This window comes from Rhodococcus sp. NPDC059968 (assembly GCF_042738615.1).
GTDB lineage: Bacteria > Actinomycetota > Actinomycetes > Mycobacteriales > Mycobacteriaceae > Rhodococcus_F.
Genome location: NZ_JBHWUE010000017.1, coordinates 1 through 26,426 on the forward strand (window position 1 = coordinate 1; position 26,426 = coordinate 26,426).

Sequence of the window (26,426 nt, forward strand, 5' to 3'; positions counted from 1 at the left end):
TGTGTCACCAGCCCTGGGTTGTTGTTCGAGGCGGTGCAGGCGCGCCGCGGACTGGCCGACGGGCCGTCGTGGATTCTCGACCAGGTGTTTCCCGCGGGTCGGGCGGCGCCGATGGTGACCGTCCTCGACGGGCACCCGCACACCCTGGCGTTCCTGGCCGGGATCAACCACGTTCCCGGTGCCGCGCTCGGGGTCAGCCGGTTCGGGCAGGTCGGCTCCCTCGACGACGTCTACCGCTACCACGGCATCGACACCGATGCCGTCGTCCGCGCCGCCCTCGACATCTCCTGAACATCTCGATACCTTTTGGGTATCAAAGTATCCAGAACTAGTGTTGGACTTGAATGGTTGTCGCTCCTAGCCTTGGACACAGCGCGCACCGACAGTGACGCGATTGCGAACGAGGAGAACGAAACCCATGGCCACTGCGTCCCCCCAAGAGATTGCCCACAAGCTCGGCTCCGGTCTGTTGTCGTTCCCGGTCACCCATTTCAAGAATGACCACTCGTTCGACGAGGCCGCGTACCGCGAGAACATCGGCTGGCTCGGGCAGTTCGACGCCTCCGGTTTGTTCGCCGCGGGCGGCACGGGCGAGTTCTTCTCGCTCACCCCGCCCGAGGTGGAGCAGGTGGTCCGGGCCGCGGTGCAGGAGGCGCCCGACGGTCTTCCGGTGATTGCGCCTGCCGGTTACGGCACGGCCACCGCCGTGCAGATGGCCCGGTCAGCCGAGAGCGTCGGCGCGCACGGCATCCTGCTGCTTCCCCCGTATCTCACGGAGGCAAGCCAGGACGGTCTCGTCGCCCACGTCAAAGAGGTTTGTGCTGCAACCACTCTCGGTGTGACGATCTACAGTCGCGCCAATGCCGTCTACACCGAGGCCGCTGTCGCGGAGCTCGCGGACAGCTGCCCGAACCTGGTCGGTTTCAAGGACGGTGTCGGCAACATCGAGCAGATGACGCGCATCTACGCCGGCCTCGGCGACCGGCTCACCTACGTCGGCGGACTGCCCACCGCCGAGATGTTCGCCTTGCCGTATCTCGCACTGGGCGTCACCACGTACTCCTCGGCCATCTACAACTTCGTGCCGTGGTTCGCGATCGACTTCTACAACGCGCTCCGCAGCGGCGACAACGCGTTCGTCATCAACGCGCTCAACGAGTTCGTGATCCCGTACTGCAACCTGCGCAACAAGAAGCAGGGTTACGCGGTCAGCATCATCAAGGCCGGAATGACGGTGATCGACCGACCCGCCGGCCCCGTCCGTGCGCCGTTGACCGACCTCGACGCCGTCGAACTGGCCGAGCTCGCCGACCTGATCAAGAAGGTGAGCTGAGTCGCACCGTCCGCGGATTCATCATCGGAGAACGCCATGACACTCACCGCAGCACGTGCACAACTCGCCCTCGATCTCGCTCGGCGCCATGCCGCGACACTCGACGTCGCCGTTGCCGTCAGCGTTGTCGACGACGCCGGAAAACTGATGTGCTGCTCCCGAACCGACGGCGCTGCCGCGGAACTGCTCGACTCCGCGACCCGTACTGCACTCGGCGCCGCCCGGCGAAGGTCGGGCACGACTGACGGGCGAGAGGTAGAGCCGGCGCCCGGTGTGAGGGTCGACTGCGGCGAGGTCCCTGCGTGGACACCGCATCCCGCCGACAAGACCGCTGCGGTGGGCGTACTCGCGGTCGCGACGTCCGTCAGTGGTGCCGGGCCACGCATCGTCGAGACCGTCATCGACGAGATCCACCGGTTCGACGAGCGACACCGCCGCAACATTTCGTGACTAGCCCGATCCGCCTCCAGCGGGCCCGTTCGGCGACTATCATCGCCAGCACAGTGGGAGGCGGATCAATGGCCGAACAGATCGACGACTACTTCACCTCTGTCGTGTCGGGGCTGGTCCCCGGGGAGAGTCGCTCCGGTGTCCGTCCGGAGGATCCGATCCAGCCGCCGTCACCGTTGTCGGTGCAGGGCGCTCTGGACCTCTTCGACGCCCAGGTCGGCAGCAGGCATCTCGATCTGGCGGCCCGCTGGTTGCGGTCGCGAGGCAAGGGTTTCTACACGATCGGCTCGTCCGGGCACGAGAGCAACGCCGCCGTCGCGGCCGCGCTGCGACCTACCGATCCCGCTCTGCTGCATTACCGTTCCGGTGGCTTCTTCTTGGCGCGGGCGCGGCAGGTGGACGGCAGTGATCCGCTGCGCGACGTCCTGCTCGGACTCGTGGCGGCGACGGAGGAACCGATATCGGGTGGTAGGCACAAGGTGTTCGGCCGCCGCGACCTCAACATCATTCCCCAAACCTCCACCATCGCTTCACATCTCCCACGCGCTGTCGGGGTCGCCTTCTCGATCGCCCGGTCGGAGAAGCTGCACGTGCCCTCGCCGTGGCCGGCCGACGCAGTCGCCGTGTGCAGCTTCGGGGACGCGTCCGCGAACCACTCCACGGCCGTCGGTGCCATCAATACCGCGGTGCATGCCGCCTACCAGGGGTTGCCGTTGCCGCTGCTGCTGGTATGCGAGGACAACGGGATCGGGATCAGCACCAAGACACCGCAGGGCTGGATCGCCGCGAACTTCGGCAACCGTGAAGGCCTCGAGTACTTCGAGGCGGACGGCTCCGACCTGCCGGCGGCGTACGCAACGGCGAAGCATGCCGCCGACTGGGTCCGCAGGCACCGGAAGCCCGCGTTCCTGCACCTGCGCACCGTCCGGTTGATGGGTCACGCCGGCTCCGATGTCGAGGCCGCGTACCGGACGTCCGCCGAGATCACCGCCGACTTCGACCGCGACCCGGTGCTGTGCACGGCGAAACTACTGGTCGAGCGAGGACACCTGAGCCCGACCGATATCCTCGACCTCTACGAGAAGAAGCGCGCCGAGGTCCTCGGACTGGCCGAACAGGTCGGCGAGCTGCCGCAGCTCGACAGTCCCGCGGCGGTGATGAAACCCCTCGCCGACTGTGCCGAGCAGGCCGCCGCGACCGTGCCGGAGCGCGTCGACCCGGACCGTCGCGCGCAGTTCATCGGATCACCGCTTCCCGAGGAGGAAGGTCCGCTGACCACCGGTCTCGCGATCAACCGTGCCCTGCTCGACGTGCTGGCCCGATACCCCGAGGCGCTGGTGTTCGGGGAGGACGTCGCCCGCAAGGGCGGGGTCTACGGGGTGACTCGTGGCCTGATGAAGAAGGCCGGGTCGGCGCGCGTGTTCGACACGCTTCTCGACGAGCAGGCGATCCTGGGACTCGCGCTGGGCGCGGGGGTGTCCGGTCTGCTGCCCATCCCGGAAATCCAGTACTTGGCCTATCTGCACAACGCCGCCGACCAGATCCGGGGGGAAGGCGCGACATTGCAGTTCTTCTCCGACCGCCAGTACCGCAACCCGATGGTGGTGCGGGTCGCCGGATACGGGTACCAGAAGGGGTTCGGCGGGCATTTCCACAACGACAATGCGGTCGCCGCTCTGCGCGACATTCCCGGCATCGTCGTGGCGTCGCCGGCACGCCCCGACGACGCCGCGGCCATGATGCACACGTGCGCCGCGGCCGCCCGCACCGCCGGGGCGCTGTGTGTGTATCTGGAACCCATTGCGCTGTACCACACCCGGGATCTGCACGAGGACGGTGACGAGCAGTGGCTGGCATCGTATCCGGATCCTGTGAAGCAGGCAGAGAACCACGTGCCGATCGGCTCCGCTCGCACTTACGGTGACGGCACCGACCTGACCATCGTCACGTTCGGCAACGGAGTACGTATGAGCCTGCGGGTCGCCCGCCGGCTCGAACAGGCGCACATCGCTGCGCGCGTGGTGGATATGCGCTGGCTCGCACCGCTACCCGTCCACGACATCGTCCGGGAGGCGAACGCGACCGGCCGGGTGCTCGTCGTCGACGAGACCCGCAAGTCGGGAGGTGTGTCCGAAGGTGTGGTCGCGGCGTTGGTCGACGACGCCTTCACCGGAGTACTCGCACGCGTCACGAGCGACGACAGCTTCATCCCGCTCGGCGACGCCGCACTCGAGGTCCTGCTCTCCGAGGAGACCATCGAGGCCGCGGCGGTCAAACTCGTGAGCCGCTAGCGCCCGCATCCCTCGCGCTTCGCTATGACGGCAACGTCAACCGGTATCCCCTCCGCCATTGCCAAGCTGTTGTCCGGTCGGGCATGTTCGAACTGCATCTCTCCACACCGGCGGACAGGAACATTTCATGAGTGGCGATCAGCGACCCCACATCGTGGTGATGGGGGTGACCGGCTGCGGGAAGACGACAGTCGCGCAGCAACTTTCCGAACTGACCGGCCACTGGTTCCTCGACGCCGACGACCTGCATCCGCCGTCGAACGTCGAGAAGATGGCCGCCGGTATCCCGCTGACCGACGACGACCGGGCACCGTGGCTCGCAGTCGTCCGTGACCGGCTGCAGGAGCTGTCCGATCAGGGACGCCGTGGTGTGGTGGCGTGCTCGGCGCTGCGGCGGAGCTACCGGAACATCCTCCGCGACGTCTCCGACCTGGTGCTGTTCGTCCACCTCACGGGGGATCGGGACGTGATCCACGGCCGGATGCAGGCGCGGAACGGGCACTTCATGCCGCCTGCCCTGCTCAATTCCCAGTTCGCGCTCCTCGAGCCGTTCGACGCCGACGAGTTCGGAGTGGTCCTGGACGTCGATCCGGCACCCGACGTGATCGCACGGGCCGCCGCCGAATACCTGCACGAAGAACGAAAGGTTGTCACACAGTGAGTTCGCACGGGAGTTTCGATGTCGAGGGCAAGATCGCGCTCGTCACGGGGTCGAGTCGGGGAATCGGCTTCGCACTCGCCAACGGACTCGCCGAGGCGGGTGCGGAGGTCGTGCTCAACGGCCGCGACGCCGACGCCCTCGCCCGCAGCCGCGACGAGATCGTCCGCGCCACCGGTGCGACAGTCCACACCTGCGCCTTCGACGTGACCGCTCCCGCCGAGGTCGCCGCCGCCGCGCAGCGGGTCGAGAACGAGATCGGTCCCGTCGAGATCGTCGTGAACAACACCGGCGTCCAGCACCGCAGCCCACTGCTCGAGTTCGGCGACGACGACTTCCGTCGCGTACTCGACACCAACCTGAGCAGCGCGTTCTTCGTCGGCCGCGAGTTCGCGCGGGCGATGGTCCGGCGGGGGCGCGGGAAGATCGTCAACATCTGTTCGGTCCAGAGTGAACTCGGCCGGGCGGGCATCGCCCCGTACGCCGCGAGCAAGGGTGGGCTGAAGATGCTCACGCGCGGAATGTGCGCCGACTGGGCACCGTTGGGGCTGCAGGCCAATGCCATCGCACCCGGGTACTTCGACACCCAGCTCACCGAGGCGCTCCTGAACGATGCCGACTTCAGTGCGTGGCTGACCAAGCGCACGCCCGCCGGGCGGTGGGGGCGCACGGAGGAACTCGTCGGCGCACTGCTCTTCCTCTCGTCGCCGGCGTCGGACTTCGTCAACGGCCAGATCCTGTACGTCGACGGCGGCCTGACCGCCGTAGTGTGATCCCCACCCGACCGACTCGAAAGACCATGATGCCGAACACCGCAACGCCTCGTATCCACCTCGGACCGAATCCGGACGCCGCCCTCATGAAAGGGATCGAGCGGGGCGGAGGCGTACTCACGCCGCTTGCCGACGCCGAAGCCGTGGTGTGGGCGCAGGGTCCCGACACGTTCCCCGCGCAGTTGCCGGACTCGGTGCGGTGGGTGCAGCTGCCCTCGGCGGGTGTGGAGCCGTGGATTTCCGCCGGGATCGTCGACACCGACCGGACCTGGACGTCCGCGGCCGGCGCCTACGCCGGTAACGTCGCGGAACACGGAGTTCTGCTGCTCCTGGCCGGGATCCGCGCCCTCACCGAGCAGGTGCGCGCGACCTCGTGGCGCAAGGCCGAGTTCGACCCGCAGGTGGGCACCCTGCGCGGGGCGACGGTCGCCATCGTCGGGTGCGGTGGCATCGGCCGGGCGATGATCCCGCTGCTCGACGCGTTCGGCGTTCGGGTGCTGGCCGTGACCCGTTCGGGAACCCCGGTCCCGGGTGCCGTCGAGACGCTGCCGTCCGATCGGACGTCGGAAATCTGGTCGAGAGCAGACCATTTCGTCATCGCCGCACCGGCGACGGCGGCGACCGCGCAGATCGTCGACGAGGCCGCGCTCGCGCAGATGAAATCGACGGCATGGATCGTGAATGTGGCACGCGGCTCCCTCATCGACACCGCGGGGCTCGTCGACGCGCTGCGCACCGGATCGATCGGCGGCGCCGCCCTCGACGTCACCGATCCCGAACCCCTTCCCGACGGACACCCGCTCTGGACCCTGCCGAACGCGATCATCACGCCGCACGTCGCGAATCCGGCGACCGGTCTGACGCGGCTGCTTGCCGATCACGTCGAGTCCAACGTCGAACGCTTCTCTGCCGGAGCGCCTTTGATGGCACCGATCGACCCGACCCGGGGTTACTGAATCCCTCGTTCGGCTTCCGAACTGGTCCTGATGTAGTTGGCGACGACGCTGCGCACCACCTCGCGTACCGCCTCGGCAGGTCCCGAGAGCGGCTGATTGGCGGGTGTTCCGAGGGAGACCTGGACTTCGATCGACGGTTCGATCCGGCGGAGTTCCAGGTTCTCCACATTCATGATGCGGCGTGCCACCGAGAACGGTAATACCGTCGCGCCCAGACCGTTTCGGACCGCCTGCGCCATCAGAGTCACCGATTCCACTTCGCCGACCACCCGCGCGTGCTCGAAGGCGTGTTCGTAGGCCTGCTCCACCACCTTGCGGATGGTGTGCATCGGGCCCGGCAGCAGCAGCGGCAGGTCGACGAGGTCCTTGATGGCGACGGCGGTCCCGGTGTCCCCGGGCAGACCGGTGCCTGCCGGCGCGACGACCATCAGCTCCTCGGTGAGGAGACGCTCGAAGTTGACGCCCTTGATCGGACCGGCGTCGTAGAGCAGCGCCATGTCCATGCGGCCGGTCATCATGGCCTCGCTCAGCACGCCGCCGAAGTTCTCGTTGATGTGCAGGAGGATGCTGGGGTACCGCGACCGCACCGCGGTGAGCAGCGGCAACGCGATGGAACTCACGGTGCTGTATGGCGCGAGCCCGACGGAGACACCGCCCGCCAGTTCTCGACCGACGACGCTCACCTCGGCCTGGGCGCTCTCCACCTGCCGCAGGATCACCTGCGCGTGCCGGTACAGCGCGCGCCCCGCATCGGTGGGTTCCACTCCCTGCTTGCTGCGGATCAGCAGCTGCTGACCGAAGTGGGTCTCCAGCGCCGTCATCTGCTGGCTCAGGGCCGGCTGGGCGATGTGCAAGATGTCGGCCGCCCGCGTGATGCTTCCGGCGTCGACGATGCGGACGAATGAGAACAAGCGTCGGGTATCCACGAGCGATCTGCCTTTCTGACAATGCGGCGACGCACGCACGCCGCGGTTTCGACAAGGTTGCCGGGCGGAAACACCGCTGTAGCCAAATGCGAGGCGCTGTTCTTCCCTTTTTGCATCGCCGCTGTTCAAACACCATAGACGTTCGTTATCGCCTCACGTAAAACAGGTATTAACCGCCCGAACCGGATCCTGCGTAGCGTCCGTCTACATCGAAAGTTCACAGGAACTGCACCAGCGGTTCCACTGCAGGTCCCCATGGGAGGCACCGTGACTGTCAAGATCGATCTCGTCGCCGACCTCGGCGAGAGCTTCGGCGCCTGGACGATGGGCGACGACGACGCGCTGCTCGACGTGCTGACGTCCGCCAACGTCGCGTGCGGATTCCATGCCGGTGACCCCAGGACCATGGACGCCACGGTCCGAGGATGCGTCGCCCGCGGAATCGGCATCGGCGCGCACCCCAGCTTTCCCGACCTCGCAGGGTTCGGCCGGCGCGCGATGGACCTCACCGCAGACGAGGTCCGCACGGACGTTCTGTACCAACTCGGCGCGCTGCACGCCTTCGCGACTTCGCACGGCACGACGCTCTCGCACATCGCACCGCACGGTCGGTTGGGAAATCTCGTCGCGACGCGGGCGGATTACGCACGTGCCGTCGTCGATGCGGTGGAAGCGTTCGACCCGCGGCTGATCGTGCTGGCCCAGGACGGTGAACTCGCCGACCACGCCCGTGACCGCGGGATTCGCGTCGCCATCGTCGCCATTGTCGACCGCGCGTACCGCTCGGACGGCACCCTGGTGCCGCGGTCCGAGGCCGGTGCCGTGATCCACGACCAGGCCACTCTGGTGGCGCGCACGGTGCAGATGGTCACCGAGGGTGTCGTCGAGGCCGTCGACGGCACGCGCATCCCGATCGAGGCCGACACGGTGCTGCTGCACGGTGACGGCGCCGACGCCGTACGCAACGCGCGAGCTATCCGCGACACGCTCCTGCGGGCGGGTGTTGTCATCGCCCCGGTGACCGAGGTTCTCGCGGCCAAGGAAGAGAAGGAGTCCGCGTCGTGTCCGGCGTGACCTGCATCCGGCCGCACCGGGAGTTCGTCCTCTCGGATTGCGGAGACTCCGCGGTACGTCTCACGTCGTTGTCCTCGGATGCGGAGGAGCGCTGGCGGGTGGTCCACACGGTTGCCGCCGCGCTCGACGCACGCGGCGACGAGGTCGCGGTCACCGGCATCATTCCCACGTACGACGCGTTGCTGGTCGAATTCGATTGTGGTGCAACCACCCACGACGCCATTCGTGCGCACGTCGAACGACTGATCGAGCTCCCCGCGGATGCCGCGGCGCGTGGCCCGCGGCAGTTCGAGATCCCGGTCGTCTACGGGGGAGAATTCGGCCCCGACCTCGACGAGGTGGCAGCACACCTCGAACTCTCACCCGCCGAGGTGATCCGACTGCACGGTGCCGGCCCACTGACCATGCGCTGCTTCGGTTCCCCGGGCGGCGCCCCGATGCTGGACGGTCCCGCGTTCCCGCGGCCCGTCCCACGCCGCACGATTCCGCGGCCGCATGTACCGGCAGGCGCCGTCGCAGTCGCGGGCAGGCAGGCCGTCGTCTCCGCGCGTCCCGCTCCGGGAGGCTGGCCGGTGATCGGTCGAACACCGCTGACCATCGTCGACCCGGCGACCGACCCACTGTCCGACTTCCGGCCCGGCGACACGTTCCTCTTCGTTCCGATCACCGCGGCCGAGTGGTCGACGTACGAGGGGGTCCGGCATGGCTGAATCGATCACCGTCACGACACCCGGGCTGACCTCGATCCAGGACCTCGGCCGGCTCCGCGCGTCGCGGTTCGGTCAGATGACCGGCGGAGCCTCGGACCAGTACAGCGCCGACGTGGCGAACGCACTGGTCGGGAGCCCGCGTACGGCGCCTCTGCTCGAACTCGTCGCGATGGACTTCGGCGCCGTCGCGAGCATCGACCTGCTCGTCGCGGTGACCGGAGCGCCGGCGGAGGTGCGGGTCGGGGGTGTCACCCGCCCACAGTGGGAGCCGTTCGTGTGGACCGCGGGCGAAGAACTCACCGTCCGCGGAATCCGCGACGGGCTCAGGGTCTACCTCGCCGTGCACGGAACGATCGACGCGCCCTACCTGCTCGGTAGCTGCGCCCCCGACTCGGTTCTCGGTTTCGGCCGGCAACTGACGGTCGGCGAGTCCGTCGCCATCGACGTCGACGGACCGCCGATCGACCACCCGCACTTCCGGATGCCGCTGTTCCGGCTCGGCGCCCGGCCCGCGGCCTTCACCGGGTGCTGGACCATCGACGTGACCGATGGCCCCGACGTGCACGAATTCGGCGCGACCGCCACCCGATTGTTCGAGACCCCCTTCGTCATCGGCGACAACTCGAACCACATCGGTCTCCGCCTCACGCCGACCGATCCGGGTAGCCCCGTCCCCAGGCGGGACCGGTCCACGGAGGTGCTCTCCCGCGGAGTGCCGATCGGTGCGGTCGAGGTTCCCGCCGGCGACGAGATCCTCGTTCTGCATCGTGGACGAGGGGTGACCGCCGGATACCCGGTACTCGCGGTCGTGACCGCCACCGCCCTGTCCCAGCTCGGCCAGGCACGTCCCGGCCAGGAGGTCCGGTTCAGGAAGGTGACCGTCCCCGACGCCGTGGACGCCTACCGGACACAACGCCGCTCGATAGGGCTCCTCCGCTCCCGCGTGGCGAACGCGTTCGCCAGTCTTCAGATCCCCCTTCACACAGAAACGACATCCGCCCAGCACAGCTCGGTACCCCAGATGGAGTCAGCATGACCAACGCGATCTCACCCGACACGGCCGGGCACACGGCCGATCACGAGGTGCAACCCCGCCAGCTACGCAAAGTCGTTCTCGCAGGCTGCGTGGGCATCTTCGTCGAGCTCTACGACAACGGCATCTTCGCCTTCATGGCGACCGCCCTGGCCATCGTCTTCTTCGACGTCTCCAAGTCGAGTGACGCGCTGATGCTCGTCTTCGCCGGCTACGCGATCTCGTTCTTCGTGCGACCTCTCGGCGCGGTCGTCTGCGGGATCCTGGGGGACCGGATCGGCAGGCAGAAGATGCTCGTCTTCGTCATCATGCTGATCAGCGTCGCCACCGCGGGGATCGGTGTTCTCCCGACCTACGCCGCGATCGGCATCGCCGCACCCGCGTTGTTGATCCTCCTGCGCATCCTGCAGGGATTCTCCGTGGGCGGTGAGGCGGCGGGAGCCATGACCTTCCTCGCCGAGCACTCCCCGGAGGGCAAGCGCGGACTCATCACCAGCTACGCACAGATCGCGTCCTTCCTGGCCCTGCTCACGGGCACGCTGGTCGCGTTCGCGATGTCACCGTGGCTCAACGAGGCCGCCATCAACGGCGGCGGACCGGCCAGCTGGGCCTGGCGTGTGCCGTTCCTCGTCGCGATCCCGATGGGCATCATCGGCTGGTACATCCGCCGGGCCATCAGCGACACCCCGAACTTCGAGAAGCTCAAGGCCGAAGGCGGACTGTCCCGCAACCCGCTGAAGGAAGCGTTCGCGACCCCCGAGCACCGCAAGGCGATGCTGCTCGCGCTGTTCATCCCGCTTATGAACGGCTCCGGATACTACGTGCTTTTCTCCTACATGCCGACGTTCCTCAAGGGTCAGAACATCGGGTTCTCGACCGGCACCGCCCTGCTCGTGACCGCGGCGAGTCTGGTGGCGATCTGCATCGCCATTCCGTTCATGGGTGCTCTCTCGGACCGCGTCGGCCGCAAGAAGGTCATCGCCGGCGCGGCGATCGCCATGGCCATCGGTGCCATCCCCTGTTACGCCCTGATCGCGACCGGCAACTTCGTGCTCGCGGTGCTCGGGGCGTGCATCATGGCGGTGATCTTCGCCGGTCACACGGCCGTCATCCACATCCTCATCGTGGAACTCTTCCCCACCCGGGTCCGGTACTCGGCGTACGGGCTGGGCTACAACATCTCCTCGGCGGTCTTCGGCGGCACGGCGCCCCTGCTCATGACCTGGCTGATTCCTCAGTTCGGAATCTACGTTCCCGCGGTCTACGCCGTCGTCACCGCGGTGGGAACCCTCATCGCCGTCAGCACCATTACCGACCGGGCGCACGTGCCTCTCCGTGACACGCTCTGACGGATCCAGACTCGGCCCGGTGGTCTCCTGACGACTCGAAGACCACCGGGCTGTACCAACTTTCACCACCACCACCAGCAAGGCAAGGGAGCGTTATGCCATTCAACGACTACCGGGCGGCACTCGTCACCGGTGCCAACACCGGAATGGGTGCGGCGGTCACCGAGATCCTGACCAAACGCGGACTGACCGTCTACGGTGTGGCCCGCAACAAGGAACGGCTCGACGAGGTCGCGGACCAGACGGGAATGATCCCGCTCGCCGTCGACATCACCGACATCGACGCTTTGAGCGCCGCCGTCGAGGGGCTCGAGATCGACGTGCTGATCAACAACGCGGGAGTGTCGGCCACCGGCAACATCCTGGATGCCTCCGCGGAGTCGGTCGACGCCATGGTGGACGTCAATCTCCGTGCGGTGCTGCACCTGTGCCGGCTGCTGATGCCGGGAATGGTCGAGCGGGACCTCGGCCACATCGTCAACATCAGCTCCATCGCCGGCCTGTACAACTTCTACGGCCACACCGCCTACCACGCCACGAAGGCCGCGGTGCACCAGATCTCGCGGCAACTGCGCAACGACACCATCGGCAAGCGCATCCGCGTGACCGAGATCTGCCCGGGCAGAGTCGAAACCGAGATCTTCGGACGCAACCTCGGCGGGTCGCCGGAGGCGATGAAGGAAGCGTGGGAGACGTATTACGAGGGCTTCGAATCCATCACGACCAAGGACATCGCCGACACGATCGAATTCGCGATCGACGCCCCGCGCCACGTCAATCTCGGACTGATCGAAATCATGCCCACATTCCAGGTACCGGGTGGACTCGACTTCATCCGGCGCAACGATTGAGGCCCGCGGTGAACACTGCACAGCGCGAGTCCGGCGCTCCGCCTCCGACCGAGACCCTCGGGGTGGTGGCGCACGCCGCGGGTGACCTGCGCATCGAATCGGTGCCGCTGCGCCGGCCCGAATCATCCGAGACGATCGTCGAGATCGCCTACGGCGGGATCTGCGGATCCGACCTGCACTACTGGACGCACGGGGCGGCGGGTGAGTCGATTCTGAAGGCGCCCATGCTGCTGGGCCACGAAGTGGTGGGAACGGTGGTGCAGGGAGCGGCCGACGGGAGCGGTCCCGCAGCGGGTGAACGTGTAGCCGTGCATCCCGCCACCCCCGGCGGTCGCGGCGCCAGGTTCCCCGAGGATCGCCCGAACCTCTCGCCGGGATGCACCTACCTCGGTAGTGCAGCGCAATTCCCCCACACCGAAGGGGCATTCGCGAAGTATGCAGTTCTGCCGTCCCGGATGCTGCGGCCGCTGCCGGCCGACCTTCCGCTGCGCACCGCCGCCGTCGCGGAACCCGCCGCCGTCGCATGGCATGCCGTGGCCCGCGCCGGCGGCGTATCCGGGAAGAGCGCTCTCGTCATCGGGTGTGGGCCCATCGGCGCCCTCGTGGTGGCGGTCCTTCGGCGGGCCGGTGCGCGCGAGATCACCGCAGTCGACGTGCACGAGTATCCCCTCACCGTCGCACGGGCGCTCGGCGCCGACCGGACCCTGGACGCCACCGACGCCGAGAGCATCGCGGCCGTCGACGCCGACATCGTGGTCGAGTGCTCCGGCAACCGCTTCGGGCTCGAGTCGGCCATTCGCGGCGCGACGCGCGGCGGCAGAGTCGTGATGCTCGGGCTGCTCCCGACGGGTCTTCAACCTGCGCCGCTCTCGCTCGTCATCACGCGGGAGCTCGAACTCGTCGGTTCCTTCCGATTCAACGACGAGATCGATTCAGTACTAGCCGCTTTGGCGGACGGCAGCCTGAACGTCGAACCGGTGATCAGTCACGAGTTCGGCATCGAGGACGGCCTCGAGGCCTTCGCCGTCGCGAAGGACGCGTCCACGTCCGCGAAGGTGTTGCTGGCGTTCTGATTCCAGCCATGCCGAACGGCTATCACCCGACAAGTAATCGGTCTTGTACAGGCGCGATGTGCCCCCGATAGCCTGGGTGTGAAGGTACCGCCCGACTTCCCGGCTTCTTTCGATCCCACGCCCTCTACCAGGAGGAACAATGTCCACCTTCGTCCCTGCAGCACGAGTCGACCAGATGCGTGAGTCACCGAGTGTGGCAGCTGCGCAACGGGTTCGCGAGCTCCGGGCGTCGGGGCGGGAGATCCTCGACCTGACGGTCGGAGAGCCCGATTTCGACACGCCGGACCACATCAAGGCGGCTGCCGTCGCGGCGATGGAATCCGGTCTCACCAAGTACACCCCTGTCAACGGCATTCCCGCACTGCGGGACGCGATCGCGAAGCGGATGCTCGACCGGACCGGTGTCGAGTTCGCGGACAACGAGATCACCGTCGGCGGAGGTGCCAAGCAGGTCATCTTCCTGGCGCTGATGGCGACGGTGGAGGAGGGCACCGAGGTGATCGTGCCCGCACCGTACTGGGTGTCCTATCCCGACATGGTGACCGTCCACGGCGGAACACCCGTCGTCGTCGACTGCCCGGAGTCCGACCGGTTCCTGCTCACCGCGGAGAAGCTCGCCGCCGCCATCACTCCCGCGACGAAATGGGTGATCCTCAACGCACCGTCGAATCCGACGGGCGCGGTGTACAGCGGGCAGGAACTGGCGGAACTGGCAGCGGTTCTCGACCGGAACCCGCACGTGAACGTGCTGTGCGACGAGATCTACGACGAGATCGTCTTCACCGACTCACCCGTTCCGAACCTGTTGTCGGCCGCGCCGCACCTCCGCGATCGGATCCTGGTCACCAACGGTGTGTCGAAGGCCTACGCGATGACCGGCTGGCGCCTGGGGTACGGCGTCGGGAACAAGGGGCTGATCGGAGCGATCAACAAGCTGCAGTCGCAGAGTTCCTCCTGCCCTTCGTCGATCAGCCAGGCCGCCGCGGCCGAGGCCCTCACCGGGGATCAGAGTTTCGTCACCACGTCCGTCGCGAGCTATCGCGCCCGGCGGGACGTCATCTTCGAATTGTTTTCCGGCATAGACGGTCTGGAACCCGTACTGCCGCAGGGCGCGTTCTACCTGTTCGTCGGATGTGCGGGCCTCGTGGGCAAACGGACTCCCGACGGCACGCTGCTCGAGAACGACCAGGACGTGGTGCTCTTCCTTCTCGACCACGCGTCGGTGGCCACCATCCAGGGTTCCGCGTACGGCGCCCAGTCGTACTTCCGCGTCTCGTTCGCCACGTCCGAGGACGTGCTCAGGAACGCGGCCGCCGCGGTCGAGAAGGCCGTCGCGTCGCTCAGCTGATCCCACCCGCCATACACGACATACGGAGACAACATGGTTCACGTCACTACCAAGATCGACCGCGCCGACAAGGCCGCGATCGACCGACTGGGCGCCTACTCGGCCGCCACCATCCACGAGGCGCAGGGCCGCAAGGGCGCACTGGATTCGGGGATCAAGCCCATCGATCGCGACATGTCGTTCTGCGGAACGGCCTTCACCGTCGTGTGCCATCCGCGCGACAACATCATGCTCCAGGTCGCCATCAGCTACGCGCAACCCGGTGACGTGCTCGTCGTGTCCTCCGGCGATCAGCCCGCAGGACAGTTCGGTGACGTGCTGGCCAATGCGTGCGTGGCCCGGGGCATCAGCGCACTGGTCACGGACGGCGGAGTGCGGGACAGCCGGGAGATCCGCGAACTCGGGTTTCCCGTCTTCTCCAAGCACGTGTGCATCGAGGGGACGGTGAAGGAATCCCTCGGTCCCGTCAACCAGCCGTTGGTGTTCGGCGGCCAGATCATCTATCCCGGCGACGTGATCAAGGGTGACTGCGACGGAGTGGTCGTGGTCCGACGCGACGAGGTCCAGTTCGCCATCGACGCTTCCCGTGAGCGCGACGCCGCCGAAGCCGCCTACATCGAGCGGTACAAGAAGGGCGAAACCCCGATCCAGGTCAGCAATCTCGCCCAAGTGCTCGAGGCGAAGGGTCTCACCGTCGACCAGTGAGCCGGCCGCTCCCCGCCGCAGAGGTCCATCAGAGTTCCACGACGAAGGCGTAGGTCATGACTGTTCAAGACTTGGCTCCACCGGTTTCGGCACCGGATCGCGCTGCCCCGGGAGCTTTGGCCCACCGTGCCGCGCTGACGCAATTGCGTGATGCGACGGACATTCTCGGTCTCGACGAGGGCATGTATCGGCTGCTGGCCACTCCCCGGCGATCGCTGACCGTGTCGGTGCCGCTGCGGCGCGAAAATGGAAGCGTCGAAGTCTATTCCGGATACCGTGTCCAGCACAACCTCACGCGCGGGCCGGGCAAGGGCGGGGTGCGGTTCCACCCCGACAGCGACATCGACGAGGTGACGGCGCTCGCGATGTGGATGACCTGGAAATGTGCGCTGCTCGGGCTGCCCTACGGCGGAGCGAAGGGTGGCATCGCGATCGATCCGCGGGGGCTGACGCTGTCGGAGAAGGAACGGCTGACCCGGCGCTACACGCAGGAGATCCTCCCGTTCATCGGCCCCGACAAAGACATTCCCGCGCCCGATGTCAACACGGACGAGTCCACCATGGCCTGGATGATGGACACCTACTCCGTCAATGCGGGCTACTCCGTCCACGGGGCCACGACGGGGAAGCCGCTCACCGTCGGTGGATCGAACGGCCGCGCCGGCGCCACCTCCCGCGGGGTCGTGCTCGCCGCACTCGACGCGATGCGCCACCAGAACATCGACCCCACGGGACGCACTGTCGCGGTGCAGGGGTTCGGCAAGGTCGGTGCCGGTGCCGCGCGGTTCTTCGCCGAGGAGGGCTGCCGCGTGGTGGCGGCGTCCGACATCAGCGGAGGGTGCTACCGGGCAGGCGGACTCGACATCCCGAACCTCGAGGCGTGGGTCGCGGCGGGCGGATCCCTCGCGACCTACCCGGACGCGGACTCCGTCACCAACCGGGAACTCCTCGGCCTCGACGTCGACGTTCTGGTTCCCGCCGCGATGGACGGCGTCCTGACCGCGGACAATGCCGCCGATGTCCGCGCCCGCATGATCGTCGAAGGCGCCAACGGGCCGACATCACCCGAGGCCGACGCCATCCTGCAGAGCAACGGCGTCACCGTGGTCCCGGACATTCTGGCGAACGCCGGCGGGGTGGTCGTGTCGTACCTCGAATGGGTCCAGAACCTGCAGGCGTTCTCGTGGACCGGTGCCGAGGTGGACCGGAAGCTCTGCGTGTTCATGCAGAACGCCTCGCGTAGCGTGTGGGCCCTCGTTGCGGAGAAATCCCTGACGCTGCGTCGCGCTGCCCACGTCATCGGCGTCGGGCAGGTCGCGGAGGCGCACGAGGCGCGGGGCCTGTTTCCCTGACTGCCGTCCCACGGAGCGATTATGCCGTGAACACCTGCTTGGAGGATTCTTCGCGGAGACGATGTTCGTCCTCGCCGGGTGTGTCCGAGCCGCCGGTCAGCTCGTCGAGGAGGATGTATCCCCCGTAGCCGAGGCCGGCGACGGCGAGGACGGCGGCGTACAGCCGGTCGAGCATCAGTTTCTCCGTATCGTCTGCGGAAACCCCCGAGCCGGGAAAGTATGCCCCCGGACCGGCTGATCCGGGTACTGCCCGAACGGACGGTTCAAAGACTCTCCTTGACAGACCTCAAGGTAAGGAAACCTTGCAATCGTGATGTGACTCTGGTCTCATTGTGGGATGTCCACCTCTGTCGGCGGCCCAGCGTCTGTCTCTCTCGTGAGCCGAGACGTCGAGGAGGCGCGTCACGTGGGCGGGCGGCTCTTCTATCCGCATTCCGTGGAAGTTCTCGGCGACCAGCGGAGCTTCGGCATACACCTCGATGCTGCCGAGTTGGGTCCCGTCACGATGGGCTGGCTGTCCTACGACACCGAGGTCGAGATCGAGACCGGTGAACTCGAGGACTGGTACCAGGTCAACGTGCCGGTGAGTGGCCGGTTGAAGACGAGTTCGGGCGCCGAACGGATCATCGCGACCCCGTCGTGCGCCGCCGTGTATCGCGCGGACCGCGGATCGGTGCTCCAGGGCTGGGGGCAGGAGACCCGACGGATCCTGGGGATGAAGATCGATCGCCGCGCCGTCGAGGAGCAACTCGCACTGCTCCTCGGACGCCCGATCCGCAATCCGATCGCCTTCGACCTCGCGTTGGACATCACCACCGGGCACGGGCAGCAGTGGTGGTCAGTCATGCAGGCACTGTCGGTGCAACTGCGCGACACCGACGCGCTCTTCCGTCACCCGCTACTGCTGGCGCCGCTGACGCAGAGCGTGATCGTGTCGCTGCTGCTGGCATCGCGGCACGACTACAGCGAGCAGTTGGCGGCGACCGTCGCCCCCGCCTGCCCGGCGGCGGTCGAGCACGCCAAGCAGTACGTCGAGGCGCACGCAGCCGAGCCGTTGACCGCCCTCGAGATCGCCGGCGCGGTCGGGGTGAGTCTGCGTGCGCTGCAACACGGGTTCCAGACGTCGTTGCAGACCACCCCGATGCGCTATCTACGGGACCTCCGGCTGCAGAAGGTCCGCGGCGACCTGCTGGCGGCCGACCCCGAGACGGCAGGCGTCGCCGAGATCGCATACCGGTGGGGTTTCAACCACCTGGGCCGCTTCGCCGGGCAGTACCGCGAGATGTTCGGTGAAAGCCCATCTGCGGCACTGCGTTCGACTACTCCCGCCTGATCAGAACCGGAGGACCGGTTTGATCGAGGCGCCGCTGGTCATGTCCGCCACGGCGGTGTTGATGTCGTCGAACGCGTAGTGCGTGATGAGGCGGTCGATCGGCAGCCGGCCCGACTTGACGAGGTCGACGAGCACGGGGATGAGAGTCTGGGTTTCGCTGTCGCCGAGCGTGAGACCCACGATGGTGCGGCCCGGGATCATGGCGTTGACGTCGACCGGCACCTCGGTGCCGAAGGCGGGTGCGCCGACGATGACGGCCGTGCCGCGAGGTGCGAGCGCGTCGATCGCGGTCCGCAGCACCCCGACGTTGCCGGTGGTCTCGACCGCGCCGTCGACGCCGCCGGGAACGATCTTCGCCAGTTCCTCGGCGGTGTCGACCTCGGCAGCGTTGATCACCTGGGTCGCGCCGAGTTCGCGGGCGAGATCGAGCCGCGCCGGGACCCGGTCGACGACGATCACCTTCGACGCCGGGGTCAGAGCCGCAGCCATCACGGCCGACAACCCGACAGCGCCCGCTCCGGTGACGAGTATGGTCTGCCCGGGTCGGGGGTTGAGCACGTTCCACACGGCCCCGACTCCGGTCTGCACACCGCACCCCAGCGGCGCCAGTACGTCGAGTGGGGCGTCCGGGTCGACCTTGACCGCACTGCGTACGTCGACGATGGCGTGCCGGGCGAACGACGACTGCCCGAAGAAGTGCCCACCGATAGCCTCGCCGCCGCGACTGACGGGGCTGGTGCCGTCAGCGCGCCCGCCCCCGATCAGGTTGAGTGGCAACCAGGTTGCGCAGTAGGCCGGATGACCGTCGCGGCAGTTCCCGCACGAGCCGCACGAGCTGAACGACAGGAGGACGTGATCACCGACGTCGACTGTCGTCACGCCGGCGCCGATCTTCTCGACGATCCCGGCTCCCTCGTGCCCGAGCACACCGGGCAGCGGGAACGGCAACGCGCCCGAGGCCACTCCCAGGTCGGTGTGGCACAGGCCCGCTGCGACGAGACGAACAAGGATCTCGTCGGGGCGTGGTTCGTCGAGGTCGACTGTGGACACGGTGAACTTCGCTCCGCCGGTTTCGACGACGGCGGCAGTGGTGCTGGTGATCATGGATGCTCCTGAAAGGTGGGTGCGCACTAAGCGAGGGAGATGACGACGGACTTGACCTTGGAATACGACTCGAGGGCCTCCGGGCCGTATTCGCGGCCGAATCCGGAGTTCTTCACGCCACCGAACGGGACGGCGGGGTCGAGCATCGCCCAGTCGTTGACCCACACGATTCCGGCCTGCAACCGGGCGGCGACGCGGTGGGCGCGGGCGACGTTCGACGTCTGCAGGCCCGAGGCGAGCCCGTATTCGGTGCTGTTGGCCAGCGCGATCGCCTCGTCCTCGGTGTCGAACGGTTGCACCGTCAGCACCGGTCCGAAGATTTCCTCCTGCACCACCCGGGAAGAGTTGTCGAGATCGGCGATGACGGTCGGCTCGTAGAAGAAGCCGCCGTTCAGGTCCAGACGTTCGCCGCCGGCGACGATGCGGCCACCGTCGGCGCGGGCAATCTGCACGTACTCCTCGACCTTCCGCACGTGCTTGTCCCCGGCCATCGGTCCGACGACGGTAGTCGGGTCGAACGGGTCACCCACGGGCACACCGGGAACGGCCTGGCCGAGGATGCCGACCACGGTCTCGTAGAGCGGGCGGGCCACGAGCAGTCGCGGGCCGCCCATGCAGAACTGTCCGGTGTTGAACACGAAGCCCTTGATGATCGCGCCGATCGCCTTGTCCACGTCGGCGTCCTCGAAGACGAGGTGCGCGGCGTTGCCGCCGAGTTCCATGGTTACGGGTGTGAGGTTCTCTCCGGCGACGCTCGCGGCGTGCCGGCCGACAGCAGTCGATCCGGTGAACGCGATCTTGTCGATCCCCTTGTGCTGCAACAGGGCTTCGCCGACGGTCGACCCCTTGCCGGTGACGACGTTGACGACACCCGCGGGAACCCCTGCCTCGGTGAGGATCTCCGCCATCAGCAGGGCGCTCAGCGGGGTGTCCTCCGCGGGCTTGTGGACCACGGTGTTCCCGGCGGCCAGGGCGGGAGCGATCTTCGACGTACTGAGGATGAGCGGGAAGTTGAACGGGGTGATGGCCCCGACGACCCCGAGGGGTTCGCGGCGAGTGTAGGCGTGGGCGTCGAGTGGCGTCTCCCGGTTCGATCCGCCCGCGGTCTGCGCGAGCGCGGCGCAGTACTCGTACTGTTCGGCGGTGGTCACCACGTCGACCGGTCGGCACAGGGAGACGGGCTTGCCGACATCGACGCTCTCGACGGCGACGATCTCGTCGGCCCGTTCGCGGACGAGTGCGGCGACACGGAGCAGGATCCGGGCCCGTTCGCGGCCGGGCAGTCCCGACCATCGGCCGTCGTCGAACGCGGCACGTGCGGCGCGTACGGCGGAGTCGAGATCGTTCGCGTCCGCCTCGGCGACGGTGGTGACGGGATTCCCGGTGGACGGGTCGACGATCTCGAATCGTCCCCCGGCAGCGGCCTCGCGCCACTGCCCGTCGATGAACAACTGGCGCGGCCCGATCTGCGGGCGGGTGATGACGGCGGTGTCGTCGGTGACTGTCATGTCGCTGCCTTCGCTTCGTGTGAGCTGCCGACCGTGTTCGGCAGGGTTCCTGGTGTTTGTCGTTGCGGTCGAACCCGGCTCGGGCGAACTAAGATCGTCAGGAAACCTGAGGTCCGAGTTCGTGGGCCTCGAGCTCGAGGCGCGGGGAGAAGTGGACGATGGCGGCGGACCTTCCGGACGAGATCGACGAGACACCGCTCGACGGGGAGTACGCGCACGACTCCGCGCCGACCCTGCTGTACGCGATCAAGCAGGTCGAGCTGGCGATCCGGTCCCACATGGATGCCCTGCTGCGGCCGATGGCCATCACCGCGTTGCAGTACACGGCGCTGACGGTCCTGCGCCGCCGCGACGGGTTGTCGTCCGCCGAGCTGGCACGAAACTCCTTCGTCACCGCGCAGACGATGGGCGAAATGCTCGCCGCGCTGGAGCGCCGCGGGCTGGTGACCCGGCGCGTCGACCCCGCCAATCGTCGCCGCATGCTCACCAGCCTCACCGCGGAGGCTCTGGACCTTCTCGCCGAGTACGACGCGAGTATCTGCGGTCTGGAGGAACAGATGCTCGCCGACATGAGTGTTCGTCAGCGCGAGGCGTTCCGCGGATACCTCAGCCGCTGCCGGATCGCCCTGGCCGAGACGCACGCGCACTGAGGCGCGTGGGGCGTCAGAGGTTCTGGCCACGGAACCGCTGCGGCCACACACCGGACTTGCCGGGCGCGATGATGCCGTTGGGGTCGAGCGCGTCCTTGATCTTCTCGTGGAACTTCAGCAGCGCACCGTCGCCCCAGTCGAACGTCGCCATCACGTCGTCCATCAGGGCGTTGTGGGTGCGATATTCGCCGTAGCCCGCTTCGGCGGCCTCGCGGACGAGGACCTTCGTCATCTGCAGGATTTCCTCACGAGCGTCGGGAATCGCCGTGTCGTAGATGAACAGGCACACATGGTGCATCTCGCGGAGTCCGACGATGAATTGCGCCGCGTAGTCCTTGGCGTATTCGTCGGCGCGAGCGCGGACCATCTCGAACTGCTTCATCGCCTCGCGCCCGTCCGGCGCCGACACCGGGGAGAATCCGATGTGCCCGCCGTTGGGCACCCAGTCCAGGAGTTGCAGTTCGTCCAGGCTGGGGATGCCGTTGTTGATCTTGTGCCTGTCCTGCAACACATGTCCACCGCGGTCGTCGCGTTCCTCGTGCGTGAAGAAGCGGGCACCGGGAATCTGGCCGAACGCCTCCTTGATCATCCCGTAGTACATCTCGATCAGCGGCGGCGGTCCGTACAGGGTGCCGTAGAAGTTCCAGAATCCGAGGTCGAGATCCTTCTTCATCCGCTCGATCGCTTCGGCCGGCATCGGCCCGTCGCCGTCGAACCATTCGGTGCGCTTCGACACCGCGGCCGCGTCCATGAAGATGTTGCGCAGCACCGGAACATTCTGCAGCGGAGCCATATTGATGCGCAGCGGCAGCATGATGTCGACGATCTGCTCCAGATCCTCCTCCTTGTCGAAGGTGATCAGGAACGACTGCGATGCGGGCGGCCGTTGCATCAGGGCGATCCCCATCTTGGTGACGATCCCGAGATTGGACTGGGTGAACATGCCGTCCGGGAAGGGGCCGAAACCGTAGGGGAACAGTTGCCACGCGTCGCTGCCGGGCAGTGCGCCCATGCCGGTCCGCATCACATCACCCTGCGGCAGAACCACTTCCAGCCCCGTCTGCCACATGAAGTGATCGCCGTACGGGGTGTACCCGACGCCGCGGTCCAGGGTGTTACCGACCACACTGCCCCATCCCAGGTCGGGGCAGTCGAGCATCAGGCCGGAATCGTGACTCTGGAGGTACTCGTACAGGTCGAAGTAGGTGACCCCGGGTTCGAGCAGTGCGTAACCGTACTTCTCGTTGACCTCGAGGATTCGGTTCATCCGTTCGCCGGTCTTGACGATCACCGAACCCGACAGCCTCGGAGCGGCGCCGCCGTAACCGTTGTTCTTTCCGGTCGAGACCGGGGAGAGGGGGATGCCGTACTCGTTGGCGATCCGGACGATGTCCTGGACCTGCTCGGTCGACTCCGGTGAGACGACGGCCGACGGCATGTTGGCCTCGGCAGCGCCGACCGGGTACGGGTCGCGGAACGCTTCGAGTTCGTCTGCGGTCGACAGGACCCACTTGTCACCCACGACGTCGCGGAAGCGCTGGAGCGCCGCGTCGAATCGCTCGTCGGAAACGCCAGGGGGAAGGGTTCGCGCCATTCTTGACTGCTCCTCGTTCGGCGGCCGCCTCGCGGCGGCCGGGTCGTACGCAAGACCTGCGACAGCTGTTCGCTGAATATCAGGTTTCCTTGCTTACAAGTGTGAGGGGCGTCACTGGAAGGGGCAATCCGCTATGCGCTGGGCGTGATGTGGATTTCGTCGGCATCCGTGCAGGTCAGCGGGCTTCTCGCCGAGAGGTCTATCCGGTTTGCGCAAAACGGCGGCGGTGGCCGGGTCACCCGTCAGGGAGCCCCGGCCACCGCCGCTTGCGCCTGCGTTGCTCAGGGTTTGAGCTGGATCTTCACCGCACCGTCCTGCTTCTTCTGGAAGATCTCGTAGGCGTGGGGTGCCTGTTCGAGGGGGAGTTCGTGGGTGGCGAAGGTGTCGACGCCGAGTGGGTCGTCGTCGCCGAGGAGCGGCATGATGTCGTCGACCCACTTCTTGATGTTGGCCTGGCCCATGCGCAGCTGAATCTGCTTGTCGAACAAGGTGAGCATGGGAATCGGGTCGGCCATGCCGCCGTAGACGCCGATGATGGAAATGGTGCCTCCGCGGCGGACGATGTCGATCGCCGAATACAGCGCGCCGAGACGGTCGACACCCGCCTTCTGCATGAGGGGCGCCGCGACCGCATCGGGAAGGTACCCGACGATCTGCTGGGCGAGTTTGCCGATCGGTGAACCGTGCGCCTCCATGCCGACCGCGTCGATCACCGAGTCGGTGCCCCGACCGTCGGTCGCATCGCGGATGACGTCGGCGAGGTCGCCGCCGTGCTCGTCCAGGTCCAGGGTTTCGATGCCCCGGGCCTTGGCGCGAGCAAGACGTTCAGGGACGTTGTCGACCGCGATGACCCGGACGCCCTTGTGGTGGGCGATGCGCGCCGCCATGTCTCCGATCGGTCCGAGGCCGAGCACGGTGACCGACCCGCCCTCGGGGATCGCGGCGTACTCGACCGACTGCCACGCCGTCGGCAGCACATCGGACAGGTAGACGAAACGGGAATCCGGCGGGCCCTCGGGAACTTTCATGTGGGTGAACTGGGCTTGGGGGACGCGCAGGTACTCGGCTTGTCCTCCCGGCACCTCGCCGTAGAGCTTGGAGAAACCGAACAGCGCCGCTCCCTTGCCCTGTTCGCGAACCTGCGTCGTTTCACACTGCGTGTACAGCTGCAAGTTGCACATGAAACAGTCGCCGCACGAGATCTGGAACGGGATCACGACGCGGTCGCCGATCTTCAGGTTGCCCGCCTCCGCCCCGACTTCCTCGACGATCCCCATCGGTTCGTGGCCGAGAATGTCCCCTTGTCCCATGAACGGACCGAGAGTTTCGTACAGGTGCAGATCGGAACCGCAGATGTTCGTCGTCGTGACGCTGATGATGGCGTCCGTCGGGTGTTGGATCTTCGGATCGGCGACGGTGTCGACGCTGACCTTTCGTTTGCCTTGCCACGTGACTGCTCGCACTGGGAACCAAACCTCTCATCGGCCGATGTCCGTACTCGGGTGCCCGACGGGAGATGGCGGTAAACCGTGCTCGGGGTGCGTGCTACTTGACGGCGATGACGTCGACGGGACGAATGTCGGGGTCCTTGGCGAGTAGCTCGGGGCCGACGTTGCCCAGTGCCTGGGGGATGGCTCCGGTCAGATGCGCCTGCCGGGCTTCCTCGTTCTCGAACGTGTCGAAGATGCCGTATGTCGTGTCGCTGACTTTGAACGCGTACCAGGTGACGGTGCCGTGTTCTTCTGCCGCCAGGGCGCGTCCCTGCTCCAGGAACGCGGCCAGTTCTTCGCCCTTGCCGGGCTTGGCCTCGAGCAGTGCCAGTATTCCTCTGTCGATCGTCATGATGTCTCCTCCTCATCGGTTTCCGGCGTCGTCCACCCCTGACGCTATGGGCGACGAGCGGCAAGCGGGGCGGCGGACGCGCCACCTTTGTTACCGTTTCCGTCATGAGAGTCGCGGTGCTCGCCGTGGACGGCATGTTCGATTCGGGTCTGAGTGTCATGCTCGACGTCCTGGCGACGGCTGACGCCCTGCGCGACGACGCGGAGGCCGGTGACCAGGCGTTCACGGTCACCCCGGTCGCCGTCGGATCGTCGGTCCGCACCGGTCACGGACTCGTCCTGGCCACCACCCCGCTGAGGGAGGTCGCCGAGCCGCCCGACGTCCTCGTCATGCCCGCCGTCGGGGTGAAGACGCCGGATCGGATCGTCGACGTCGTGCGCGGGCATCCCGCCCTCGACTGGGTCGCGGAGGGTCGCAGTTCCGGGGTTGCCCTCGCCGCGGCCTGCAGCGGGACGTTCTTCCTGGCCGAGGCCGGGGTGCTCGACGGCTTGACCGCGACGACGAGTTGGTGGCTCGGGCCGGCGTTCCGCGCCCGCTATGCCCGCGTCGACCTCGACGAGCGGCGCACGCTCATCCACGACGACCGGGTGACGACGGCCGGGGCGGCGTTCGCACACATCGATCTCGCGCTGACGATCGTCCAGCAGAACAGCCCCGCGCTGGCGGATCTCGTCGCGCGGTACCTCCTGATCGGCGACCGGCCCTCGCAGGCAATCTTCGCGGTGCCGTCCCTGCTCGCTACCGCCGATCCGACGATGACCGCCTTCGAACGGTGGATTCGCGATCACCTCGCGGAACCGTTGCCGATCAACGCGGTCGCACACGCGATCGGGGTGAGTGAACGAACGCTGCAACGCACCACCGCCGCTGTGCTGGGTATGTCGCCGGTGGAATTCGTTCAGGAGATCCGACTCGATCAGGCGACGTTCCTCCTGCGCACGACACAGCAGAGCGTCGACACGATCGCGTCCGCTGTGGGCTACCAGAACTCGGCCACACTCCGCGCGCTGATTCGCCGTCGGCGTCACACGAGCACAACCGAGATCCGGCGTGGCAATGCGTCATTCGGTCCCGAACATAGGAGGAGCGGGCGGGGAGCGCGGACCGGTCGGTAGTTGCGCACTGGCGCCGGACGGACTCGGGCGGGACGATCGATGGTGACGAACGGAGAGGAGCATCGTGAATCGAAATCAGCCGTTCGTGTGCGAGATGGCGTTCCACATCGTGCACCTGCACCGGGCGGGGGAGACGGACAAGGCGCTGAATCTGCGAAAGCAGCCGCAGGGAATGACCGTCGACGACGAACAACTTCACCGCGCGGTCGCGCAGATCTACGGGCTGCCCGACCAGTCGACCGAGGCGATGGAGGAGTGGGTGCGCTCCCAGTACCTGGCGGACGGACGTGACAAGGGCTATCTGTCCGACGACGAGGCGTCCGCCCCTCTGTGGCTCCTGGCCGGCAAGGCGCACACCTACTACGGCGACCTGAAACCGCAGGCGAGCTGAGGGCCCC

At 67.1% G+C, this 26,426-nt stretch carries 26 protein-coding genes and 1 pseudogene; 20 read left to right on the forward strand and 7 right to left on the reverse strand.

The genetic code is table 11. The features are described from left to right. From ACFWAY_RS16415 to ACFWAY_RS16445, 7 genes and pseudogenes are all read left to right on the forward strand, one after another. Positions 1-291: pseudogene (locus ACFWAY_RS16415) on the forward strand (pyruvate dehydrogenase); the annotation flags it as partial. 127 nt (positions 292-418) lie between these two features. After that, complete coding sequence (kdgD, locus tag ACFWAY_RS16420) at positions 419-1,333, forward strand: 5-dehydro-4-deoxyglucarate dehydratase (RefSeq protein ID WP_378511281.1); 915 nt, start codon at positions 419-421, stop codon at positions 1,331-1,333. A gap of 36 nt (positions 1,334-1,369) precedes the next feature. Continuing rightward, complete coding sequence (locus tag ACFWAY_RS16425; protein ID WP_378511282.1) at positions 1,370-1,783, forward strand: heme-binding protein; 414 nt, start codon at positions 1,370-1,372, stop codon at positions 1,781-1,783. Between the two features lie 68 nt (positions 1,784-1,851). Beyond that, the gene (locus tag ACFWAY_RS16430) at positions 1,852-4,074 is read left to right on the forward strand and encodes a thiamine pyrophosphate-dependent enzyme (RefSeq protein ID WP_378511283.1); all 2,223 of its coding nucleotides are present in this window, start codon (positions 1,852-1,854) and stop codon (positions 4,072-4,074) included. A gap of 127 nt (positions 4,075-4,201) precedes the next feature. Next, positions 4,202-4,735 (forward strand): gluconokinase, encoded by a 534-nt coding sequence (locus tag ACFWAY_RS16435; protein ID WP_378511284.1) that lies wholly within the window; start codon positions 4,202-4,204, stop codon positions 4,733-4,735. Beyond that, entirely contained in the window at positions 4,732-5,505 is a 774-nt protein-coding gene (locus tag ACFWAY_RS16440; protein WP_378511285.1) for an SDR family oxidoreductase, read from the forward strand. The genes ACFWAY_RS16435 and ACFWAY_RS16440 overlap by 4 nt, the downstream gene beginning before the upstream one ends. Before the next feature lie 26 nt (positions 5,506-5,531). Further along, entirely contained in the window at positions 5,532-6,461 is a 930-nt protein-coding gene (locus tag ACFWAY_RS16445) for a D-isomer specific 2-hydroxyacid dehydrogenase family protein (protein WP_378511286.1), read from the forward strand. Here the strand turns inward: ACFWAY_RS16445 and nac are convergent. Then, positions 6,455-7,372 carry a nitrogen assimilation transcriptional regulator NAC gene (nac, locus tag ACFWAY_RS16450; RefSeq protein ID WP_378450629.1) on the reverse strand — a complete coding sequence of 306 codons (918 nt, stop codon included), beginning with the start codon at positions 7,370-7,372 and terminating at the stop codon, positions 6,455-6,457. The genes ACFWAY_RS16445 and nac overlap by 7 nt on opposite strands. Before the next feature lie 270 nt (positions 7,373-7,642). On the opposite strand from nac, the gene ACFWAY_RS16455 reads away from it, so the two are divergent. From ACFWAY_RS16455 to ACFWAY_RS16495, 9 genes are all read left to right on the forward strand, one after another. Next, positions 7,643-8,461, forward strand: a complete 819-nt coding sequence (locus tag ACFWAY_RS16455; RefSeq protein ID WP_378511287.1) for a LamB/YcsF family protein — start codon at positions 7,643-7,645, stop codon at positions 8,459-8,461. Beyond that, the gene (locus tag ACFWAY_RS16460; protein WP_378450425.1) at positions 8,449-9,171 is read left to right on the forward strand and encodes an allophanate hydrolase subunit 1; all 723 of its coding nucleotides are present in this window, start codon (positions 8,449-8,451) and stop codon (positions 9,169-9,171) included. The genes ACFWAY_RS16455 and ACFWAY_RS16460 overlap by 13 nt, the downstream gene beginning before the upstream one ends. Further along, positions 9,164-10,207, forward strand: coding sequence for a biotin-dependent carboxyltransferase family protein (locus ACFWAY_RS16465; protein WP_378511288.1), 1,044 nt, complete (start codon positions 9,164-9,166; stop codon positions 10,205-10,207). The genes ACFWAY_RS16460 and ACFWAY_RS16465 overlap by 8 nt, the downstream gene beginning before the upstream one ends. Next, a complete protein-coding gene (locus ACFWAY_RS16470; RefSeq protein ID WP_378450427.1) occupies positions 10,204-11,553 on the forward strand; it encodes an MFS transporter in 1,350 nt (449 codons plus the stop codon). The genes ACFWAY_RS16465 and ACFWAY_RS16470 overlap by 4 nt, the downstream gene beginning before the upstream one ends. Positions 11,554-11,648: 95 nt before the next feature. Further along, positions 11,649-12,404, forward strand: a complete 756-nt coding sequence (locus tag ACFWAY_RS16475) for an SDR family oxidoreductase (RefSeq protein ID WP_378511289.1) — start codon at positions 11,649-11,651, stop codon at positions 12,402-12,404. A gap of 8 nt (positions 12,405-12,412) precedes the next feature. Further along, positions 12,413-13,477 carry an L-idonate 5-dehydrogenase gene (locus ACFWAY_RS16480; protein ID WP_378450429.1) on the forward strand — a complete coding sequence of 355 codons (1,065 nt, stop codon included), beginning with the start codon at positions 12,413-12,415 and terminating at the stop codon, positions 13,475-13,477. A gap of 139 nt (positions 13,478-13,616) precedes the next feature. Beyond that, positions 13,617-14,825 (forward strand): aspartate transaminase, encoded by a 1,209-nt coding sequence (locus ACFWAY_RS16485; RefSeq protein ID WP_378511290.1) that lies wholly within the window; start codon positions 13,617-13,619, stop codon positions 14,823-14,825. 33 nt (positions 14,826-14,858) lie between these two features. Next, complete coding sequence (locus ACFWAY_RS16490) at positions 14,859-15,530, forward strand: 4-carboxy-4-hydroxy-2-oxoadipate aldolase/oxaloacetate decarboxylase (protein WP_378450431.1); 672 nt, start codon at positions 14,859-14,861, stop codon at positions 15,528-15,530. A 56-nt stretch (positions 15,531-15,586) separates the two neighbouring features. After that, the gene (locus ACFWAY_RS16495) at positions 15,587-16,882 is read left to right on the forward strand and encodes a Glu/Leu/Phe/Val dehydrogenase (RefSeq protein WP_378450432.1); all 1,296 of its coding nucleotides are present in this window, start codon (positions 15,587-15,589) and stop codon (positions 16,880-16,882) included. Positions 16,883-16,901: 19 nt separating this feature from the next. On the opposite strand, the gene ACFWAY_RS16500 is transcribed toward ACFWAY_RS16495, so the two are convergent. After that, on the reverse strand, positions 16,902-17,057 hold the full coding sequence (locus ACFWAY_RS16500) for a hypothetical protein (RefSeq protein WP_378511291.1): 156 nt from the start codon (positions 17,055-17,057) through the stop codon (positions 16,902-16,904). A 201-nt stretch (positions 17,058-17,258) separates the two neighbouring features. Here ACFWAY_RS16500 and ACFWAY_RS16505 point away from each other — a divergent pair, with 201 nt between their 5' ends. Further along, positions 17,259-18,215, forward strand: a complete 957-nt coding sequence (locus tag ACFWAY_RS16505; RefSeq protein ID WP_378450434.1) for an AraC family transcriptional regulator — start codon at positions 17,259-17,261, stop codon at positions 18,213-18,215. Here the strand turns inward: ACFWAY_RS16505 and ACFWAY_RS16510 are convergent, their stop codons facing one another. After that, on the reverse strand, positions 18,216-19,319 hold the full coding sequence (locus ACFWAY_RS16510; protein ID WP_378450435.1) for an NAD(P)-dependent alcohol dehydrogenase: 1,104 nt from the start codon (positions 19,317-19,319) through the stop codon (positions 18,216-18,218). Between the two features lie 26 nt (positions 19,320-19,345). Further along, positions 19,346-20,827, reverse strand: coding sequence for an aldehyde dehydrogenase family protein (locus ACFWAY_RS16515; protein WP_378450436.1), 1,482 nt, complete (start codon positions 20,825-20,827; stop codon positions 19,346-19,348). 158 nt (positions 20,828-20,985) lie between these two features. Here ACFWAY_RS16515 and ACFWAY_RS16520 point away from each other — a divergent pair, with 158 nt between their 5' ends. Further along, positions 20,986-21,477, forward strand: a complete 492-nt coding sequence (locus tag ACFWAY_RS16520) for a MarR family winged helix-turn-helix transcriptional regulator (protein WP_378450437.1) — start codon at positions 20,986-20,988, stop codon at positions 21,475-21,477. A 13-nt stretch (positions 21,478-21,490) separates the two neighbouring features. Here the strand turns inward: ACFWAY_RS16520 and ACFWAY_RS16525 are convergent, their stop codons facing one another. The 3 genes from ACFWAY_RS16525 to ACFWAY_RS16535 form a co-directional block, all read right to left on the reverse strand. Beyond that, positions 21,491-23,071, reverse strand: coding sequence for an FAD-binding oxidoreductase (locus ACFWAY_RS16525; protein WP_378450438.1), 1,581 nt, complete (start codon positions 23,069-23,071; stop codon positions 21,491-21,493). 281 nt (positions 23,072-23,352) lie between these two features. Beyond that, a complete protein-coding gene (locus ACFWAY_RS16530; RefSeq protein ID WP_378511292.1) occupies positions 23,353-24,534 on the reverse strand; it encodes a zinc-dependent alcohol dehydrogenase in 1,182 nt (393 codons plus the stop codon). An 82-nt stretch (positions 24,535-24,616) separates the two neighbouring features. Next, entirely contained in the window at positions 24,617-24,913 is a 297-nt protein-coding gene (locus ACFWAY_RS16535; protein ID WP_378450440.1) for a putative quinol monooxygenase, read from the reverse strand. Positions 24,914-25,017: 104 nt separating this feature from the next. Here ACFWAY_RS16535 and ACFWAY_RS16540 point away from each other — a divergent pair, with 104 nt between their 5' ends. Then, entirely contained in the window at positions 25,018-26,028 is a 1,011-nt protein-coding gene (locus tag ACFWAY_RS16540) for a GlxA family transcriptional regulator (RefSeq protein ID WP_378511293.1), read from the forward strand. 64 nt (positions 26,029-26,092) lie between these two features. Further along, positions 26,093-26,419, forward strand: a complete 327-nt coding sequence (locus tag ACFWAY_RS16545) for a hypothetical protein (protein ID WP_378450442.1) — start codon at positions 26,093-26,095, stop codon at positions 26,417-26,419. The last annotated feature ends 7 nt before the right edge of the window (positions 26,420-26,426 follow it).